This window comes from Paracoccus saliphilus (assembly GCF_028553805.1).
Classification (GTDB): domain Bacteria; phylum Pseudomonadota; class Alphaproteobacteria; order Rhodobacterales; family Rhodobacteraceae; genus Paracoccus; species Paracoccus saliphilus.
In genome coordinates this window covers 3,224,801-3,243,184 of sequence record NZ_CP067140.1, presented here as the reverse complement: position 1 = coordinate 3,243,184, position 18,384 = coordinate 3,224,801, and the positions used below count along the sequence as shown (strand labels likewise).

At 60.7% G+C, this 18,384-nt stretch carries 29 protein-coding genes; all 29 read left to right on the top strand.

Translation table 11 applies throughout. The annotated features are described in order from the left end of the window. Positions 1-139 precede the first annotated feature (139 nt). The 29 genes from JHX88_RS15665 to JHX88_RS15525 all read left to right on the top strand — a co-directional run bounded on the left by JHX88_RS15665 (position 140) and on the right by JHX88_RS15525 (position 18,243). A complete protein-coding gene (locus JHX88_RS15665; protein WP_076526695.1) occupies positions 140-1,075 on the top strand; it encodes a DMT family transporter in 936 nt (311 codons plus the stop codon). Further along, positions 1,075-1,884, top strand: coding sequence for a glycosyltransferase (locus JHX88_RS15660; RefSeq protein ID WP_084203168.1), 810 nt, complete (start codon positions 1,075-1,077; stop codon positions 1,882-1,884). The genes JHX88_RS15665 and JHX88_RS15660 overlap by 1 nt, the downstream gene beginning before the upstream one ends. Positions 1,885-1,945: 61 nt before the next feature. Next, positions 1,946-2,764: a glycosyltransferase gene (locus JHX88_RS15655; protein WP_076526693.1), complete on the top strand. Its 819-nt coding sequence runs from the start codon at positions 1,946-1,948 to the stop codon at positions 2,762-2,764. A 295-nt stretch (positions 2,765-3,059) separates the two neighbouring features. Further along, entirely contained in the window at positions 3,060-3,431 is a 372-nt protein-coding gene (gene rpsL, locus JHX88_RS15650; RefSeq protein ID WP_076526692.1) for a 30S ribosomal protein S12, read from the top strand. Between the two features lie 12 nt (positions 3,432-3,443). Beyond that, a complete protein-coding gene (gene rpsG, locus JHX88_RS15645) occupies positions 3,444-3,914 on the top strand; it encodes a 30S ribosomal protein S7 (protein WP_076526691.1) in 471 nt (156 codons plus the stop codon). A 17-nt stretch (positions 3,915-3,931) separates the two neighbouring features. Then, positions 3,932-6,055, top strand: a complete 2,124-nt coding sequence (gene fusA, locus JHX88_RS15640; protein WP_076526690.1) for an elongation factor G — start codon at positions 3,932-3,934, stop codon at positions 6,053-6,055. Positions 6,056-6,102: 47 nt separating this feature from the next. Beyond that, positions 6,103-7,278: an elongation factor Tu gene (gene tuf, locus JHX88_RS15635; protein WP_076526689.1), complete on the top strand. Its 1,176-nt coding sequence runs from the start codon at positions 6,103-6,105 to the stop codon at positions 7,276-7,278. Positions 7,279-7,664: 386 nt separating this feature from the next. Continuing rightward, on the top strand, positions 7,665-7,973 hold the full coding sequence (gene rpsJ, locus JHX88_RS15630) for a 30S ribosomal protein S10 (protein WP_076526789.1): 309 nt from the start codon (positions 7,665-7,667) through the stop codon (positions 7,971-7,973). An 11-nt stretch (positions 7,974-7,984) separates the two neighbouring features. Continuing rightward, positions 7,985-8,863: a 50S ribosomal protein L3 gene (gene rplC, locus JHX88_RS15625; protein WP_076526688.1), complete on the top strand. Its 879-nt coding sequence runs from the start codon at positions 7,985-7,987 to the stop codon at positions 8,861-8,863. Then, positions 8,863-9,483, top strand: a complete 621-nt coding sequence (gene rplD / locus JHX88_RS15620; protein ID WP_076526687.1) for a 50S ribosomal protein L4 — start codon at positions 8,863-8,865, stop codon at positions 9,481-9,483. The genes rplC and rplD overlap by 1 nt, the downstream gene beginning before the upstream one ends. Further along, complete coding sequence (locus tag JHX88_RS15615) at positions 9,480-9,776, top strand: 50S ribosomal protein L23 (RefSeq protein WP_076526686.1); 297 nt, start codon at positions 9,480-9,482, stop codon at positions 9,774-9,776. Before rplD ends, JHX88_RS15615 begins: the two co-directional genes overlap by 4 nt. Positions 9,777-9,871: 95 nt before the next feature. Beyond that, on the top strand, positions 9,872-10,711 hold the full coding sequence (rplB, locus tag JHX88_RS15610) for a 50S ribosomal protein L2 (RefSeq protein ID WP_076526685.1): 840 nt from the start codon (positions 9,872-9,874) through the stop codon (positions 10,709-10,711). 3 nt (positions 10,712-10,714) lie between these two features. Beyond that, the gene (gene rpsS, locus JHX88_RS15605) at positions 10,715-10,993 is read left to right on the top strand and encodes a 30S ribosomal protein S19 (protein ID WP_076526684.1); all 279 of its coding nucleotides are present in this window, start codon (positions 10,715-10,717) and stop codon (positions 10,991-10,993) included. Between the two features lie 5 nt (positions 10,994-10,998). Continuing rightward, positions 10,999-11,379 (top strand): 50S ribosomal protein L22, encoded by a 381-nt coding sequence (rplV, locus tag JHX88_RS15600; RefSeq protein WP_076526683.1) that lies wholly within the window; start codon positions 10,999-11,001, stop codon positions 11,377-11,379. Continuing rightward, positions 11,379-12,086 (top strand): 30S ribosomal protein S3, encoded by a 708-nt coding sequence (rpsC, locus tag JHX88_RS15595; protein ID WP_076526682.1) that lies wholly within the window; start codon positions 11,379-11,381, stop codon positions 12,084-12,086. The genes rplV and rpsC overlap by 1 nt, the downstream gene beginning before the upstream one ends. Before the next feature lie 12 nt (positions 12,087-12,098). After that, entirely contained in the window at positions 12,099-12,512 is a 414-nt protein-coding gene (rplP, locus tag JHX88_RS15590; protein ID WP_076526681.1) for a 50S ribosomal protein L16, read from the top strand. 198 nt (positions 12,513-12,710) lie between these two features. Next, a complete protein-coding gene (rpmC, locus tag JHX88_RS15585) occupies positions 12,711-12,917 on the top strand; it encodes a 50S ribosomal protein L29 (protein ID WP_076526680.1) in 207 nt (68 codons plus the stop codon). A gap of 12 nt (positions 12,918-12,929) precedes the next feature. After that, positions 12,930-13,178, top strand: a complete 249-nt coding sequence (rpsQ, locus tag JHX88_RS15580) for a 30S ribosomal protein S17 (RefSeq protein ID WP_076526679.1) — start codon at positions 12,930-12,932, stop codon at positions 13,176-13,178. A 69-nt stretch (positions 13,179-13,247) separates the two neighbouring features. Continuing rightward, a complete protein-coding gene (gene rplN, locus JHX88_RS15575) occupies positions 13,248-13,616 on the top strand; it encodes a 50S ribosomal protein L14 (protein ID WP_076526678.1) in 369 nt (122 codons plus the stop codon). Next, the gene (rplX, locus tag JHX88_RS15570; protein WP_076526677.1) at positions 13,616-13,921 is read left to right on the top strand and encodes a 50S ribosomal protein L24; all 306 of its coding nucleotides are present in this window, start codon (positions 13,616-13,618) and stop codon (positions 13,919-13,921) included. The genes rplN and rplX overlap by 1 nt, the downstream gene beginning before the upstream one ends. Next, the gene (rplE, locus tag JHX88_RS15565) at positions 13,921-14,481 is read left to right on the top strand and encodes a 50S ribosomal protein L5 (protein ID WP_076526676.1); all 561 of its coding nucleotides are present in this window, start codon (positions 13,921-13,923) and stop codon (positions 14,479-14,481) included. The genes rplX and rplE overlap by 1 nt, the downstream gene beginning before the upstream one ends. A gap of 19 nt (positions 14,482-14,500) precedes the next feature. Then, on the top strand, positions 14,501-14,806 hold the full coding sequence (gene rpsN, locus JHX88_RS15560) for a 30S ribosomal protein S14 (protein ID WP_076526675.1): 306 nt from the start codon (positions 14,501-14,503) through the stop codon (positions 14,804-14,806). A gap of 10 nt (positions 14,807-14,816) precedes the next feature. Next, positions 14,817-15,215 (top strand): 30S ribosomal protein S8, encoded by a 399-nt coding sequence (gene rpsH, locus JHX88_RS15555; RefSeq protein WP_141225844.1) that lies wholly within the window; start codon positions 14,817-14,819, stop codon positions 15,213-15,215. Between the two features lie 12 nt (positions 15,216-15,227). After that, positions 15,228-15,761: a 50S ribosomal protein L6 gene (gene rplF / locus JHX88_RS15550; RefSeq protein ID WP_076526673.1), complete on the top strand. Its 534-nt coding sequence runs from the start codon at positions 15,228-15,230 to the stop codon at positions 15,759-15,761. 14 nt (positions 15,762-15,775) lie between these two features. Beyond that, a complete protein-coding gene (gene rplR, locus JHX88_RS15545; protein WP_076526672.1) occupies positions 15,776-16,135 on the top strand; it encodes a 50S ribosomal protein L18 in 360 nt (119 codons plus the stop codon). A gap of 121 nt (positions 16,136-16,256) precedes the next feature. Beyond that, complete coding sequence (gene rpsE, locus JHX88_RS15540; RefSeq protein ID WP_076526671.1) at positions 16,257-16,835, top strand: 30S ribosomal protein S5; 579 nt, start codon at positions 16,257-16,259, stop codon at positions 16,833-16,835. 12 nt (positions 16,836-16,847) lie between these two features. Then, complete coding sequence (gene rpmD, locus JHX88_RS15535) at positions 16,848-17,042, top strand: 50S ribosomal protein L30 (protein WP_076526670.1); 195 nt, start codon at positions 16,848-16,850, stop codon at positions 17,040-17,042. Between the two features lie 132 nt (positions 17,043-17,174). Beyond that, the gene (locus JHX88_RS15530) at positions 17,175-17,579 is read left to right on the top strand and encodes a hypothetical protein (RefSeq protein ID WP_076526669.1); all 405 of its coding nucleotides are present in this window, start codon (positions 17,175-17,177) and stop codon (positions 17,577-17,579) included. Between the two features lie 31 nt (positions 17,580-17,610). Beyond that, positions 17,611-18,243: a hypothetical protein gene (locus tag JHX88_RS15525; protein ID WP_141225843.1), complete on the top strand. Its 633-nt coding sequence runs from the start codon at positions 17,611-17,613 to the stop codon at positions 18,241-18,243. The last annotated feature ends 141 nt before the right edge of the window (positions 18,244-18,384 follow it).

The window sequence follows — 18,384 nt, the reverse complement described above, 5'->3', positions numbered from 1 at the left end:
GGCCCGGCGATCTGCCGGGCCTCTTCTTATGTAGGGTGTCGGTTTCGTGAACTTCGGGAATACCACCCCTTGATCGTGCCCCTCTTGCTCTGGCCGGAATGACCGCCTAACGCTTGGGCGATGCAGGAGGATATCACCGATGCGCACGCCCATCATTTCACCTTTCCGCAGGGTGCGTCCGCCATCAATCGCCGCCAAGCCACTCCAGCCGGGCGACAACCTGCGCGGCGCGACATTGATGTGCTTCTCGATGCTCGGCTTTACCTGCAACGATGTGGTGATGAAATTCGTCACACAGGACATGCCACTCTACCAGGCGATTACCCTGCGCGGGCTGGTGGTGATGCTGGGAATTCTGCTGCTGGCGTTGCGCGAAGGCGGATTGCGCCTCGCTGTTCCCCGCTCTGACCGACTTCTCATGGCCGCGCGGGTGGCGGGCGAGGTCTGTTCCACCATACTGTTCCTGAACGCGCTTCAAAACATGGCGATCGGAGACCTCTCGGCGGTCATGCAGTCGTTGCCGCTGGTGGTCATGTTTGGCGCGGCGCTACTGTTTGGTGAGAAACTGGGCTGGCGGCGGATGAGCGCCGTCGGCATTGGCCTGGTGGGGGTCATGTTCATCCTGCGTCCCGGTAGCGGCACCTTCGGGATCTGGTCCCTGGTAGCCCTTGGTGCGGTCGTGATGGTCACCTTGCGCGACCTGGCAACGCGGAAATTCAGCTGGGGGGTCAGTTCCACCACCATAGCTTTCTTCGCGGCGGTATCCGTGACTCTGCTGGGCTTCATCGCCAGTCTCGGGCAGGGCTGGGCGGCGCCGAGCCTGTCGCAATTGCTGCTCCTGCTGCTGGCCGGAGCGTTCCTGACGCTTGGCTACATGACATCCGTGTCGGCCATGAGAGTGGGCGAGATTTCCTATGTTGCCCCGTTCCGCTACACCTCGTTGATCGTTGCGATTATCGCTGGACTGCTGGTATTCGGCGACTGGCCGGATATCTGGACCTGGACCGGTGCCGTGCTGGTCGTCGGCGCGGGTATCTATTCGATCTGGCGTGAGGCACAGTTGAGGAGAGAGTGATGCGTGTACAGATGTTGGGGCTCTGCCGGTTTTCCTATGTCGGTCTGCGGGGCTATCAGGTTGAACATCAAAGCTACGAGGAGCGCCGGGCCTATCTATATGATCCGGAGCGGCTGGAGCGGCGCTGGTTCTGGTTCACCGAGATCGCCCTGCCAGCCTGGCGTGCGCAGACCGATCCCGACTTCACGCTGGTCGTGATGACTGGGCCCGATCTGCCCGAACCCTATCTGTCGCGGCTGCGCGACTTGGCGGCCGAGATCCCACAGTTGCATCTGGAACCGGTTCCGCCGATGGAGCGGCATCTGGCGGCCTGCCGTGCAGCGATCGCTCCGCATGTCGATCCGTCCGCCGATGTGATCGGGCATTTCCGCCATGATGACGACGATGCCGTGGCGGTGGATTACGTCGAGGCGACGCGCAAGGATTTCCGCCGCGTGAAGGGGCTTTGGAAAAACGAGGGCAAGCTTTCGCTGGATTATTCGCGCGGATTGATCCTTAAATTCGAGAAGGGCGAAATGAAGCTCATCCCCCGTATCTGTCACAACGCGACGGCGGCGCTGACGATATTCCTGTCGCCGGATGCGGATGAAACCGCGTTGAATTACAATCACTCCAAACTTGCGCAATGGATGCCCGGCATATCGGTGACGCGTCCGCTGATGTTCATCCGCACCGTTCACGGGGACAGCGATTCCGGAGATATGGGGCCGGGGCTGCCGTGGCAGCTAGAGGATGACAAGCTGAACCGGCAGTTGGCCCGGCGATTCGACCTGCGGCGTCAGCGGTTGGAGAGGCTTTTGCGGAACTGACCAGTAGCCTCGATCATTTCCGACCGGGACGATTTATCCAAACTGTTGCAGGAGGTCCGAGATGGCCGCCACGAAAATTCAGCCTATCGGGGTTTGCCGCTTTTCGCTTGTGACGGAAGGCGGCTTCAAGCGTGGTCCGTCATCGGTCGAAGAAAGGGCGGCCTATCTGTTCGACGATACCCGGATGGCGATCCGGATGGCCTGGTTCACGCATGCGCTGATGCCGTCGATCCGGGCGCAGACCGATCAGGATTTCATCTTCGTGGTCCTGGCAAGCAGCCTCATGCCGCAAAAGTGGCAGGATCAACTGGCCGAGGCGGTGTCCGGCTGCCCGGCCATCCGGCTGGATTTCGTCGATCCGGGCAAGCATTACGAGATCTGCAATGGCGCATTCGACCGATATACGGAACCGGATGCGGATGTGATCGCGCAGTTCCGGCTGGATGACGACGATGCGCTGGCACGGGATTACGTGCAGCGCGTGCGCGCCGATTTCGATGCCTTTATGGCCCCGCTATATCAGCGTTTCGAAATGGTCAGCAGCGATTACACCAGCGGGTTCATCCTCGAGGCCGACGGCAGGGAGGCGCAGCTCTATCGGACCTTCGCCTCGACATGGACCTGTGCGCAGACGCTGTATCTGCCGCCGCGTTCGTCCAAGAGCCTGTTTGTCTGGGGGCATCATCAATTGCATTGCTTCATGCCGACCCTGACGCTCAATGACAAGAATATGTTCCTGCGTGGGCGGCACGGAACAAATGACAGCGATTTCAAGCTGCCCAAGCACAATACCCGGCCGTGGGATCTTGGTGCATTGCAACGCCGCTTTGACATCGAACTGAAGCCGTTGCAGAATGCACTCCGTGCGGTGTCGTCATAGCCGGGGCTCCGGCATCATCACACCGGCTGATTGGATTACGATTGCGCGGCGGGTCGTGTTGACAGCCACGCCGATTCCTCCTATACGCCCCGCACCCGGCGGGATTCCGCTTCGGGTACCAGAACCTATGTGGTCATGATCCGGGTCATAATACCCCGATCCTCTGGAATTTTTCCTGTCCACCCCTTCAATGCGGGGCCGGATGGGTTTGGCATTTCACGATTCGCGTGGAATGCCGTCGAGAAGTGGCGCAGCCGGTGGCTGCGAGTATTGACAGAGCAAGACGGGGAACCGAATGCCGACGATTCAACAGCTGATCCGCAAGCCGCGGCAGCCCAGAGTGCAGCGCTCGAAATCGATGCACCTGCAAGGATGCCCGCAGAAGCGCGGCGTCTGCACGCGCGTCTATACCACGACGCCGAAGAAGCCGAACTCCGCTATGCGTAAGGTGGCCAAGGTCCGCCTGACGAATGGCTACGAGGTCATCTCCTATATTCCGGGCGAAAAGCACAACCTGCAGGAGCACAGCGTCGTGCTGATCCGTGGCGGCCGTGTGAAAGACCTTCCGGGTGTCCGTTATCACATCCTGCGCGGTGTGCTGGATACCCAGGGTGTCAAGGATCGTCGCCAGCGTCGTTCGAAATACGGCGCGAAGCGTCCGAAGTAAGGAGATAGGCACATGTCCCGTCGTCACGCCGCTGAAAAGCGCGAAATCCTGCCCGACGCCAAATTTGGCGATCGCGTGCTGACCAAATTCATGAACAACCTGATGGTTGACGGCAAGAAATCGACTGCCGAGCGCATCGTCTATAATGCGCTGGACCGCGTCGAGAACCGCCTGAAGCGCGAGCCGATCGAGGTGTTCCACGAAGCCCTCGACAACGTGAAGCCCTCGGTCGAGGTGCGTTCGCGCCGCGTCGGTGGTGCGACCTACCAGGTTCCGGTCGAGGTTCGGCCGATCCGCCGTGAGGCGCTGGCGATCCGCTGGCTGATCACCGCGGCCAAGAACCGCAACGAGAACACGATGGAAGAGCGCCTTGCAGGCGAGCTGTCCGATGCCGTGAACGGTCGCGGCACGGCCGTCAAGAAGCGCGAAGACACCCACAAGATGGCCGACGCGAACAAAGCGTTCAGCCATTACCGCTGGTAAGCGAAAGGACCCATTCCATGGCACGCGATTATCCGCTGCAGCGTTATCGGAATTTCGGCATCATGGCCCACATCGATGCCGGCAAGACGACAACGACCGAGCGTATCCTTTTCTATACCGGCAAGTCGCACAAGATCGGCGAAGTGCATGACGGCGCCGCGACCATGGACTGGATGGAGCAGGAACAGGAACGCGGCATCACCATCACTTCCGCCGCGACCACCACGTTCTGGCAGCGTCAGGAGGACCCGACCACCGAGGGGACTTCGGACACCAAGTACCGCTTCAACATCATCGACACGCCGGGCCACGTCGATTTCACCATCGAGGTGGAGCGTTCGCTGGCCGTTCTGGATGGCGCGATCTGTCTGCTGGACGCCAATGCCGGTGTCGAGCCGCAGACCGAGACCGTCTGGCGCCAGGCCGACCGCTACAAGGTTCCGCGGATCGTTTTCGTCAACAAGATGGACAAGATCGGCGCCGACTATTTCAACTGCGTGCGTATGATCAAGGACCGCACCGGCGGTACGCCTTGCCCGATCACATTGCCGATCGGGGCCGAGGACAAGCTGGAAGGCATCGTCGATCTGATCAAGATGGAAGAATGGGTCTGGCAGGGCGAGGATCTCGGCGCAAGCTGGGTCCGTCAGCCGATCCGTGACGAGCTGAAGGACGTGGCGGAAGAATGGCGCAACAACATGATCGAGCTTGCCGTCGAGCAGGACGATGATGCCATGGAAGCCTATCTCGAAGGCAACGAGCCTGACGAGGAAACCCTGCGCAACCTGATCCGCAAGGGCACGTTGTCGCTGAGCTTCTTCCCCGTCGCTGCCGGTTCCGCCTTCAAGAACAAGGGTGTCCAGCCGCTGCTGAACGCGGTCATCGACTTCCTGCCCTCGCCGCTGGACGTGCCCGCCTATATGGGTTTCGCGCCTGATGACGAGACGGAAACCCGCAACATCCCGCGCCACGCAGACGACTCCGAGCCTTTCTCGGCCCTGGCATTCAAGATCATGAACGACCCCTTCGTCGGCTCGCTGACCTTCACCCGGATCTATTCCGGCGTTCTGAAGAAGGGCGATTCGATCATGAACTCGACCAAGGGCAGGCGCGAGCGTATCGGTCGTATGATGATGATGCATTCGAACAGCCGTTCCGAGATCGAAGAGGCGTTCGCAGGCGACATCATCGCGCTGGCCGGTCTGAAAGAGACCACCACGGGCGACACGTTGTCGGACACGAACAAGCAGGTCGTTCTGGAAACCATGACCTTCCCGGATCCGGTGATCGAGATCGCGGTCGAGCCGAAATCCAAGGCCGACCAGGAAAAGATGGGGCTTGCCCTTCAACGTCTGGCTGCCGAGGATCCGTCCTTCCGCGTCGAAACCGATCTGGAATCGGGGCAGACGATCATGAAGGGGATGGGCGAACTTCATCTCGACATCCTGGTCGACCGCATGAAGCGCGAATTCAAGGTCGAGGCGAATATCGGTGCGCCGCAGGTGGCTTACCGCGAAACCATCTCGTCCGAGGCCGAGATCGACTACACGCACAAGAAACAGACCGGCGGTACCGGTCAGTTCGCGCGCGTCAAGCTGATCATCACGCCGACCGAGCCGGGCGAGGGCTATTCATTCGAATCGCGCATCGTCGGTGGTGCGGTGCCGAAGGAATATATCCCGGGCGTCGAGAAAGGCATCAAGTCGGTGATGGATTCCGGGCCGCTGGCCGGCTTCCCGGTGATCGACTTCAAGGTCGCGCTGATCGACGGCGCGTTCCACGATGTCGACTCCTCGGTTCTGGCCTTCGAGATCGCATCGCGCGCTGCCATGCGTGAAGGTCTGCGCAAGGCCGGTGCGAAACTGCTGGAGCCGATCATGAAGGTCGAAGTGGTGACGCCGGAGGAATATACCGGTTCGATCATCGGCGACCTGACCAGCCGCCGCGGCATGGTTCGCGGGCAGGACTCGCGTGGCAACGCCAATGTCATCGACGCAGCCGTGCCTCTGGCAAACATGTTCGGCTACATCAATAACCTGCGTTCGATGTCCTCGGGCCGCGCGGTGTTCACGATGCAATTCTCGCATTACGAAGCCGTCCCGCAGAACATCTCTGACGAGATCCAGAAGAAATACGCCTGATTTGGGTTGGCTGACGCCCGCCCCTGAAGAACGAAAAGGAGCCACTCATGGCAAAGGCAAAGTTTGAACGGAACAAACCGCACGTCAACATCGGGACGATTGGTCACGTTGACCACGGCAAGACGACGCTGACGGCTGCGATCACGAAGTATTTCGGCGATTTCCGCGCCTATGATCAGATTGACGGCGCACCGGAAGAGAAGGCGCGCGGGATCACGATCTCGACGGCGCATGTCGAATACGAGACCGAGAACCGTCACTATGCTCACGTCGACTGCCCCGGCCACGCCGACTACGTGAAGAACATGATCACGGGCGCGGCGCAGATGGACGGCGCGATCCTGGTGGTGAACGCCGCTGACGGCCCGATGCCGCAAACGCGCGAGCACATCCTGCTGGGCCGCCAGGTCGGCATCCCGAAGATCGTGGTTTACCTGAACAAGGTTGACCAGGTCGATGACGAGGAGCTGCTGGAACTGGTCGAGATGGAAGTGCGCGAGCTTCTGTCGAGCTACGACTATCCGGGCGACGATATCCCGATCATCAAGGGCTCGGCCCTGGCTGCGATGGAAGGCCGTGATCCCGAGATCGGTGAGAACTCGATCAAGGAATTGATGGCTGCGGTCGACGACTACATCCCGACGCCTGAGCGCGCCGTGGACCAGCCCTTCCTGATGCCGATCGAGGACGTGTTCTCGATTTCCGGCCGCGGGACGGTTGTGACCGGCCGTGTCGAGCGTGGCGCGGTGAACGTGGGTGACGAACTGGAGATCGTGGGTATCCGCGACACCAAGAAGACCACCTGCACGGGCGTCGAGATGTTCCGCAAGCTGCTGGATCGTGGTGAAGCGGGCGACAATATCGGTGCGCTGCTGCGCGGCATCGAGCGTGACGGCGTTGAGCGCGGTCAGGTTCTGTGCAAGCCGGGTTCGGTGAAGCCGCATACGAAGTTCGAGGCCGAGGCCTATATCCTGACCAAGGACGAGGGTGGCCGTCATACGCCGTTCTTCGCGAACTACCGCCCGCAGTTCTACTTCCGGACGACGGATGTGACCGGGACGGTCAACCTGCCGGAAGGCACCGAGATGGTTATGCCCGGCGACAACCTGAAATTCGAGGTCGAGCTGATCGCGCCGATCGCGATGGAAGAAAAGCTGCGCTTCGCCATCCGCGAAGGCGGCCGCACCGTTGGCGCCGGCGTGGTGTCGAAGATCATCGAATGATCCCGGACAAGCGGATCGACTGAAACGTGACAGGGCCGTCCCATGGGGCGGCCCTTTTGCGTTCCCGCGCCCGGCGTCCCGGTCGCCATCGGGGAAGGGCAGGGGGCCGCAGGAACGGAATCTCACTTTGCCGGAACATGATCAGATCGTGAGATAAAAGGGACTGCGCTTTGGCCGGATTTCCTGGCTTTCTGCTCTTGACTATCGGTATGAGATAAGGCACTACCCCCGGCATCGCAATCGGCTTCCGGTTTTTGGAAGAATCGATTGTTTAGGTGCGGGCCGTCATGGAATTTGACGGCCTGCGCTTTTTTACGGTTCGACGCAGCCAGGGCGTGGTGTTCTGTCTGCCTCTCAACTGGAACTCCCCATTCGAGGGATGTGACATGCAAAGCCAGAATATCCGCATTCGGTTGAAGGCCTTCGATTACCGCGTGCTGGACGCCAGCACCCAGGAAATCGTCAACACGGCCAAGCGCACCGGTGCGACCGTTCGCGGCCCGATTCCGCTTCCGAACAAAATCGAGAAATTTACCGTCCTGCGTGGTCCGCATGTCGATAAGAAATCGCGCGACCAGTGGGAAATTCGTACGCATAAGCGTCTGCTGGATATTGTCGATCCGACGCCCCAGACCGTTGATGCCCTGATGAAACTCGACCTCGCCGCCGGCGTGGATGTCGAGATCAAGGTGTAAGGAGGGGTTCGATGCTACGTACTGGTATTATCGCCAAGAAGCTGGGCATGACCCGGCTGTTCCTCGAGGATGGGCGCCAGGTTCCGGTGACCGTCCTGCAACTGGACAACCTGCAAGTCGTCGACCAGCGTACGGCAGACCGTGACGGCTATACCGCCGTTCAGCTGGGTGCCGGCACTGCCAAGGCCAAGCGGACCACTGCTGCGATGCGCGGTCATTTCGCGAAAGCCTCGGTCGCGCCCAAGCGCAAGATCGCCGAGTTCCGCGTCGCCGAAGAGAACCTGATCAAAGTCGGTGAGGAAATCACGGCTGACCATTACTTCGCCGGTCAGTATGTGGATATCGCCGGCACCTCGATCGGTAAGGGGTTCGCGGGCGCGATGAAGCGGCACAATTTCCGCGGCCTCGAGGCCACGCATGGTGTGTCGATCAGCCACCGTTCGCATGGTTCGACCGGTCAGTGCCAAGACCCCGGCAAGGTGTTCAAGGGCAAGAAAATGGCAGGTCATCTGGGTGCCGCCCGTGTGACCACCCAGAACCTGCAGGTCGTTCGCACCGATGCCGAACGTGGCCTGATCATGGTCAAGGGCTCGGTTCCCGGGTCCAAAGGTGGCTGGGTGACGGTCAAGGACGCGGTCAAGAAGGTTCTGCCCGAAAACGTGATCTTCCCTGCTGCGCTTAAATCGGCCGCTGAAGAGGCCAAGCGCCTGGCCGAGGAAGCCGCCGCACAGGCCGCCGCCGAGGAAGAGGAAGCCCGTCTGGCTGCCGAAGCCGAGGCCGCCGCTGCCGAAGAAGCCGCGCTGAAGGAAGCCGAAGCTTCGATCGAGTCCGACAAGACCGATGGTGGCGAGGCTGCATCTGACGACTCCGCGCCCGAAGGAGACAAGTGATGAAACTCGATGTGATCAAACTGGACTCGGGCAAGGCCGGGTCGATCGATCTGAACGACGAGATCTTCGGGCTGGCGCCGCGTGGCGACCTGCTGCAGCGCGTCGTTCGCTGGCAGCGTGCCAAGGCCCAGGCCGGGACCCATTCGGTCCTGGGACGTTCGGAAGTCAGCTACTCGACCAAGAAGATCTATCGCCAGAAGGGCACCGGTGGCGCACGTCACGGCAGCCGCAAGGCACCGATCTTCCGCAAGGGTGGCGTCTACAAGGGGCCGACCCCGCGCAGCCATGCCTTTGACCTGCCCAAGAAGGTGCGGGCCCTGGGCCTGAAGCACGCGCTGTCGGCGAAAGCCACGGCCGGTGAACTGGTGGTCATCGAGGATCTGAACCTCGCCGATGCCAAAACCGCCGCGGTCGCCAAGGCCGTCAAGGAAAACGGCTGGAAGCGTGTGCTGGTGATCGACGGGACCGAGGTCAACGAGGGCTTCGCCCGCGCCGCGCGCAACATCGATGGCGTGGATATCCTCCCGTCGATGGGCGCCAATGTTTATGACATCCTCAAGCGTGATACCCTGGTCATCACGCGGGCGGGTGTCGAAGCTCTGGAGGCTCGCCTGAAATGAGCGCGAAACCCGAACATTACGATGTGATCGTCAAGCCGATCATCACCGAAAAAGCCACGCTCACCTCGGAAAACAGCGGCGTTGTCTTTCAGGTGACCAATGACGCCACCAAGCCGCAGATCAAGGAAGCGGTCGAGGCTTTGTTCGGCGTCAAGGTGAAGGCGGTGAACACCACCATCACCAAGGGCAAGCAAAAGCGTTTCCGTGGCCAGCTTGGCCGCCGGAGCGATGTGAAGAAGGCCTATGTGACCCTCGAGGAGGGGAACACTATCGACGTCTCGACGGGACTCTGATAACAGGCTGCGAATCTGCGGCCCCGGTTGTCCGGGGCCGCGCGTTTTTTGATTGAAACGGACCATCTTGGTCCAAAGCGACGGAAGACAGAAAGATGGCATTGAAGTCGTATAAGCCGACGACGCCTGGCCAGCGCGGGCTGGTTCTGATCGACCGTTCGGAGCTTTGGAAAGGTCGCCCGGTCAAGACTCTCACCGAGGGTTTGACCAAGAAGGGCGGACGGAACAACACCGGACGGATCACCATGCGCCGCAAGGGCGGCGGGGCAAAGCGCCTGTATCGCATCGTCGATTTCAAGCGCAACAAGTTCGACGTGACCGCGGTGGTCGAGCGGATCGAATACGATCCCAACCGTACCGCCTTCATCGCGCTGGTCTCTTACGAGGATGGCGAGCGCGCCTATATCCTCGCGCCGCAGCGTCTGGCCGTGGGCGACAAGATCGTCGCCAGCAGCAAGGTCGACGTGAAGCCGGGCAACGCCATGCCCTTCAGCGGCATGCCGATCGGTACCATCGTCCATAATGTCGAGCTGAAGCCCGGCAAGGGCGGTCAGATCGCACGTTCGGCTGGCACCTATGCCCAGTTCGTGGGTCGCGACGGTGGCTATGCCCAGATTCGCCTTTCCTCGGGCGAGCTGCGGATGGTCCGCCAGGAATGCATGGCCACCATCGGTGCCGTGTCGAATGCCGACCATTCGAACCAGAATATCGGCAAGGCAGGCCGCAACCGCCACAAGGGTATCCGTCCCTCTGTTCGCGGTGTCGTCATGAACCCGATCGACCACCCGCATGGTGGTGGTGAGGGCCGTACCTCGGGTGGCCGGACGCCGGTGACGCCCTGGGGCAAGGACACCAAGGGCAAGAAGACCCGCAGCAACAAGTCGACCGACAAGTATATCCTGCGGTCGCGTCACGCGAAAAAGAAGGGGCGTTGATCTATGGCACGTTCTGTATGGAAGGGCCCCTTTGTTGACGCCTATGTGCTCAAGAAAGCGGAAAAAGCCCGTGAGTCGGGGAAATCCGACGTCATCAAGATCTGGTCGCGTCGTTCGACCATCCTGCCGCAATTCGTCGGCCTCACTTTCGGCGTCTATAACGGGCACAAGCATATCCCCGTGAACGTCTCGGAAGACATGATCGGCCAGAAGTTCGGTGAATACTCGCCCACCCGGACCTATTACGGTCACGCGGCGGACAAGAAAGCCAAGAGGAAGTAATCGTCATGGGTAAGGAACAAAATCCGCGCCGCGTGGCGGAGAACGAGGCGATGGCGAAGACCAAGATGCTTCGCGTCTCGCCGCAGAAGCTGAATCTCGTCGCTGGCCTGATCCGCGGCAAGAAGGTGGATCGCGCGCTGTCCGATCTGACCTTCTCGCATAAGCGTATCGCGGGTGACGTGAAGAAATGCCTTCAGTCGGCCATCGCGAATGCCGAGAACAATCACGGCCTCGACGTCGACAACCTGATCGTCGCCGAAGCCTGGGTCGGCAAGAACCTGGTCATGAAGCGCGGTCGTCCGCGGGCTCGTGGCCGGTTCGGCAAGATCATGAAGCCGTTTTCGGAAATCACCATCAAGGTGCGCCAAGTCGAGGAGCAAGCGTAATGGGTCAGAAGGTCAACCCCATCGGGATGCGCCTCCAGGTCAACCGCACCTGGGACAGCCGCTGGTATGCAGACGACAAGGAATATGGCGATCTGCTTCTTGAAGACCTGAAAATTCGGGAATTCATCAAGAAAGAAGCCAAGCAGGCGGGCATCAGCCGCGTCATCATCGAGCGTCCGCACAAGAAGTGCCGCGTGACCATTCACGCTGCGCGTCCGGGCGTCATCATCGGCAAAAAAGGCGCCGATATCGAGGAACTGCGCAAGAAGCTGTCGAACTTCACCACCAGTGAATTGCATCTGAACATCGTCGAAGTGCGCAAGCCCGAAGTCGATGCCGCTCTGGTCGCCGAGTCGATCGCTCAGCAGCTCGAGCGTCGTGTCTCGTTCCGCCGCGCCATGAAGCGCTCGGTCCAGAACGCGATGCGCATGGGTGCCCTGGGTATCCGCGTGAACGTCGCCGGCCGTCTTGGCGGTGCCGAGATTGCGCGGACCGAATGGTATCGCGAAGGCCGTGTGCCCCTGCACACGCTGCGCGCCGACATGGATTACGCGCTGGCGGAAGCCTCGACCCCTTACGGGATCATCGGTGTCAAGGTGTGGATCTTCAAGGGCGAGATCATGGAACATGATCCGCAAGCCCGTGATCGTCGCGCTGCCGAGGCTCAGGAAGGTCCGGCACCTCGCGGTCCGCGTGGCGGCCGGTAAGGAGAACGAACAATGCTGCAACCTAAACGGACGAAGTTCCGCAAACAGCACAAGGGCCGGATCCACGGCAACGCAAAGGGCGGATTCGATATCAATTTCGGCTCCTTCGCCCTGAAAGCCGCCGAGCCTCAGCGCGTCACCGCCCGCCAGATCGAAGCGGCTCGCCGCGCGATCACCCGCCACATGAAACGTCAGGGTCGGGTCTGGATCCGGATTTTCCCGGATGTTCCGGTCTCGTCGAAGCCGACGGAAGTGCGGATGGGTAAAGGCAAGGGCTCGGTCGATTTCTGGGCCGCCCGCGTGCATCCCGGCCGGATCATGTTCGAGATCGACGGCGTCTCCGACAGCATCGCCAAAGAGGCCCTGCGCCTCGGCGCGATGAAGCTGCCGGTCCAGACCCGCATCGTCGAGCGTCAGGACTGGTAAGGGCAGGCCGCGGAAGCGGACCTTCCGAAATAGACACCCCGCCAGGAAGCTGGCGGGGTTTTCCCTTTCCACCGAAAGGGGCTTGCAAAACGGGGGGCTGACCTGTATGGGCTGGCCTTCGTCTCGAAACTCCACCGGGAATCAGGGTGGCCTTGGCAATCAAGGGCCCTCCGGTGATGTTGGAAAGGAATAAGCGCAATGGATGCGCAGGAATTGAAATCGAAGACCCCGGACCAGCTGCAAGAGCAGCTCGTTTCGCTGAAAAAGGAAGCGTTCAACCTGCGCTTCCAGCAGGCCACCGGCCAGCTCGAAAACACTGCGCGTATGCGTGTCGTGCGCCGCGACGTTGCGCGTGTGAAGACCATTTTGAACCAGAAAGCGGCGGATGCCGCGGCATCGAACTAAGGAGACTGGCTCATGCCCAAACGCATTCTGCAAGGCCGCGTGACCAGCGACAAGAACGATCAGACCGTCACCGTTCTGGTCGAACGCCGCTTCAAGCACCCGCTGCTGCACAAGACCGTACGTCTGTCGAAGAAATATCGCGCCCATGACGCGAACAACCAATTCAAGGTCGGAGATTCCGTTCGCATTGCCGAATGTGCTCCGGTCTCGAAGTCGAAACGCTGGACCGTTCTGACGGATGAGGCTGCCGCTTCGGCGTAACCTCTTAACCAGTATTGATCGAAACCCTGGGGCCGGAAAGGCCGGTCCCCAAAGGTCGGGAGAAACCTAATGATCCAGATGCAGACCAATCTGGATGTTGCTGACAACTCCGGCGCGCGCCGGGTGCAGTGCATCAAGGTCCTGGGTGGTTCGCACCGTCGCTATGCGTCGGTGGGCGACATTATCGTCGTTTCCGTCAAGGAAGCCATCCCACGGGGCCGGGTCAAGAAGGGCGATGTGCGCAAGGCCGTCGTCGTTCGGACCGCCAAGGAAGTGAAGCGCGAAGACGGAACCTCGATCCGTTTCGACCGCAACGCCGCCGTCGTCCTGAACAACCAGGGCGAGCCCATCGGCACCCGTATCTTCGGGCCGGTCGTGCGTGAGTTGCGCGCGAAGAACTTCATGAAGATCATCTCGCTTGCTCCGGAGGTGCTGTAATGGCTGCCAAGCTGAAAAAGGGCGACAAGGTCGTCGTGCTGGCCGGCAAGGACAAGGGCAAGCAGGGCGAGATCACTGCCGTGATGCCCAAGGACAACAAGGCCATCGTTGACGGCGTGAACGTCTCGATCCGGCACCAGCGCCAGACGCAGGCGTCGCAAGGCGGCCGCGTGCCGAAGGCGATGCCCATCAACCTGTCGAACCTGGCGCTGATGGACAAGAACGGCAAAGCGACCCGCGTCGGCTTCCGCGAGGAAGACGGCAAGAAGGTCCGTTTCGCCAAGACCACGGGAGACGTGATCTGATGCTGGACGCTTCGAAATACACGCCGCGCCTGAAGGCGCAATTCCGCGACACGATCAAGGCTGCCCTCAAGGAAGAGTTCGGCTACAAGAACGACATGCAAATCCCGCGTCTGGACAAGATCGTCCTGAACATGGGTATCGGCGAGGCTGTCAAGGATACCAAGAAGGTCAAGCAGGGCGCTGAAGAGCTGTCGCTGATCGCCGGTCAGAAGGCCGTGATCACCAAGGCGAAGAACTCGATCGCCGGCTTCCGTGTCCGTGAGGAAATGCCCCTGGGCGCCAAGGTGACGCTTCGCGGCGACCGGATGTATGAATTCCTGGATCGCCTGATCAATATCGCGCTGCCCCGCGTTCGCGACTTCCGCGGCGTCAAGGGCACGGCTTTCGACGGCTACGGCAACTATGCCATGGGCCTGAAAGAGCACATCGTGTTCCCGGAAATCAACTTCGACAAGGTCGACGAAGTTCTGGGGATGGACATCATCATCTGCACCACCGCGAAGACCGACGCGGAAGCGAAGTCGCTGTTGAAGCATTTCAACATGCCGTTCAACAGCTGAGTCGCGGAGGGAAGAAGATATGGCAAAGAAGTCGATGGTAGAGCGCGAAAAGAAACGCGCACGTCTGGTTCAGAAATACGCCGCCAAGCGCGCCGAACTGAACGAGATCATCAAGGATCAGTCCCGCCCGATGGAAGAGCGGTTCAAGGCCACGCTGAAACTGGCCGAACTGCCGCGGAATTCCTCGGCTACGCGTCTGCACAACCGGTGCCAACTCACCGGTCGTCCGCATGCGTATTACCGCAAACTGAAATTGTCGCGGATCGCGCTGCGCGAGCTTGGCTCGTACGGTTATATCCCCGGCATGGTCAAATCCAGCTGGTAAGGGGGCAAATATGTCGATGAACGATCCTCTCGGCGATATGCTGACCCGCATCCGCAATGCGCAGATGCGTGGCAAATCGACCGTACGCACCCCGTCCTCCAAGCTGCGCGCTTGGGTGTTGGATGTGCTCAAGAACGAAGGTTACATCCGCGGCTACGAGGAAGTGACCACCGATGCCGGCCATGCAGAGCTGGAAATCGGTCTGAAATATTTCGACGGTACCCCGGTTATCCGGGAATTGTCGCGCGTATCGAAACCGGGCCGCCGCGTTTATGCCGGTGCCAAGGAAATCCCGCAGGTCCGCCAGGGTCTGGGCGTTTCGATCGTGTCGACTCCGCAAGGCGTCATGTCAGATGCAGCGGCTCGCAACGCCAATGTTGGCGGCGAAGTCCTCTGCCAGGTATTCTAAGGAGGGCAGCAGATGTCTCGGATTGGTAAAAGACCGGTCGAACTGCCCAAGGGCGTGACGGCCGAGATCAAGGGTCAGACGATTGAGGTGAAGGGCCCGAAAGGGACTCGCAGCTTCACCGCGAATGACGAAGTTGATATTGCGCTGGAAGACGGTTCCGTCTCGGTCAAGCCGCGCGGTACGTCCAAGCGGGCTCGCCAGCAATGGGGCATGACCCGTTCGATGGTCGCGAACCTGACGCAGGGCGTGTCGGAAGGCTTCAAGAAAGAGCTGGAAATCCAGGGCGTGGGTTACCGCGCGCAGATGCAGGGCAAGACCCTGAAACTGTCCCTGGGCTACAGCCACGAGGTGAATTTCGAAACGCCGGATGGCGTGACGATCACGGCACCTAAGCAGACCGAAGTGGTTGTCGAAGGAATTGACCAGCAGTTGGTCGGTCAGGTTGCGGCGAATATCCGCGAGTGGCGTGCACCCGAGCCCTACAAGGGCAAGGGTATCCGCTACAAGGGCGAGTATATCCTCCGCAAGGAAGGCAAGAAGAAGTAAGAGGCGCAAGAGAAATGGCACTGAAAAAGCAAAAGCTGTTCCAGAAGCGCCGCTTGCGCGTACGGAACAAATTGCGGGCGATGTCGAATGGCCGTCCGCGGATGTCGGTTCACCGTTCGTCCAAGAACATCTCGGTTCAGGTCATCGACGATCTGAATGGCGTGACCCTGGCCTCGGCCAGCACGCTGGAGAAGGATTTTGGCGTCGTGGGCAAGAACAACGTCGAGGTCGCCGCCAAGATCGGTGCGGCGATCGCCGAGCGTGCGAAGAAGGCCGGAGTGGAAGACGTCGTCTTCGACCGCGGCGGCTTCCTGTTCCACGGCAAGATCAAAGCCTTGGCCGACGCTGCCCGTGACGGCGGCTTGAAGTTCTGATCCCTGTGGGTGGCGGGTGCGCCACCCCGATGATCCGGGAGCAAGGGGCCATCTGGCCGAAAAGCTCACTTGGATCGATGATAACGGCGCAATGTTGCGCCAGCTTGATAAGGAAAGCCGTATGGCAGAACGTGAAAATCGTCGGGGACGCCGCGAAGACCGCGATGAAACCCCGGAATTCGCCGATCGTCTCGTGGCGATCAACCGTGTGTCGAAAACCGTCAAGGGGGGTAAGCGCTTCGGCTTTGCCGCTCTGGTGGTTGTCGGTGACCAGCGTGGCCGTGTCGGCTTCGGCAAGGGCAAGGCCAAGGAGGTCCCCGAGGCGATCCGCAAGGCGACCGAACAGGCCAAGCGCGGCCTGATCCGCGTGCCGCTGCGCGAAGGCCGCACCCTGCACCACGACATCGAGGGCCGTCATGGCGCCGGTAAGGTCGTGATGCGGACGGCTGTTCCCGGGACCGGGATCATCGCCGGCGGTCCGATGCGCGCCGTGTTCGAGATGCTGGGCGTCCAGGATGTCGTGGCCAAGTCGTTGGGGTCGCAGAACCCCTACAACATGATCCGCGCGACGCTGGATGGTCTAAAGGGCAATGCGAGCCCCCGTTCGGTCGCGCAGCGCCGCGGCAAGAAGGTGGCAGACATCCTGCTCTCGCACGACAAGCCGGCCGAGGCTCCTGCCGAAGCTCCGGCTGAAGCGTAAGGAGGCAAGGACATGGCCAAGAAGAAAACCATCGTCGTCAAGCAGATCGGTTCTCCGATCCGCCGCCCGGTCAGCCAGCGTGCAACGCTGAAAGGTCTGGGCCTGAACAAGATGAACCGCACCCGCGAGCTGGAGGATACTCCGGCGGTCCGCGGCATGGTCGCCAAGATCCCGCATCTGGTGACGATCGTCGAAGAGCGCGGCTGATCATCCTGATCGACTGACAGAAAAGGGGCGCCCCGGGTTACGGGGCGCCTTTTCGTTTTTGCGCAGGCCGCGGGAAAGCGCTATCGTCCCGGTTTTTACGACTCGGTTTACGGGACGATGTGGAGGTCACATATGCCGGATGACGAGCTGTCCGCTGCTCGGCGCGATTTCAGAAAGGGCAAGGCGAATGCCGCGACGAACGGGCTCGCCCCTCTTTTCGGAGCGGGTGGGGTCGCGGCCGATATCATGCCGTTCAACGAGATCGACCTGCATAACTGGCTCCATGCGAAAATCGCCATTGCGGATCATGCCCGGCACCGGGCCCGCTGGTTCGGCGGGCGTTGGTATAACCGCATGATCAACGAGGAACCGGAAAGGATTTCCGTCTCCGGGGCAAGGCTGCACCAGTTGCTCGCACTTCTGGAACAGGAACCGCCCGCGCAGGTTGTGCCGAAAGGTTATTATCCGCTTCAGGTCGAGCATGCGTGCAAATGCCTTGCGGTTCTGCGGGACAGGTTGCAGATCAGCCGGACCTGAGGGGAGGGCATGGCGTATTCAGGAGGTTTCATTGTTAGTCGGTATCGGACATCCCCGCTGTGGAACGGGGTTCACGGCGGCATTGCTGCGATCGTGCGGATTGCAGGTAGAGCATGAAAAGATCGGCAGGGACGGGATCGTGTCCTGGATGGCCCTCTCGGGGCGGGAGAGCGTTCCCTGGGGGCATGCCATCGGTCCGCTTGCCGAGGATTTCAGACTGTTCTGTATCGCGCGATCTCCCCTTGCGGCGATGGGCTCGATCCTGCCCGAGAACAACAACCGCCGTTCGATTGGTTGGCGGGCCACGGTCATATGGGAAAAGCTGGGCGTCGACATCTTCAGCCACTCAGAAGTTCCGCAGACCGGGCTTGGCTTTGCGCTTGCGAGCTTTGCCTATTGGTATCGAATCGCGCTGGATCTGCATCCTGAAATCATTTTCCGCGTTGACCATGAAGAGGATGATACCAGCCTGGCCTCGTTCCTGGGACAGCCTGTGCAGCGCAGTTCGGGCATCGAATTGAATTCGCGTCCGCATATCCGCCGGAATGATTGGCACATCTCTGAGCTGGCGAGTTTTCCCAGGCCTTTGCTCTATACGGCAATCGATGTCGCGGAGGCCTTGGGGTACCCGGAAGATGCGCGGGTCATCTCGGCCCAGATATGAGGCGAGTCATGAGAGGTTGCGGCCTTGACCCGCATCGCGGCATCCGCTACGCACCCGCGGTGCCCATGTAACGGGCCGACTCGACAACCAAGAAACGCCGTGTCCGTCCTGTATCGCTTCGGGGATGTGTCCGGCTTAGGA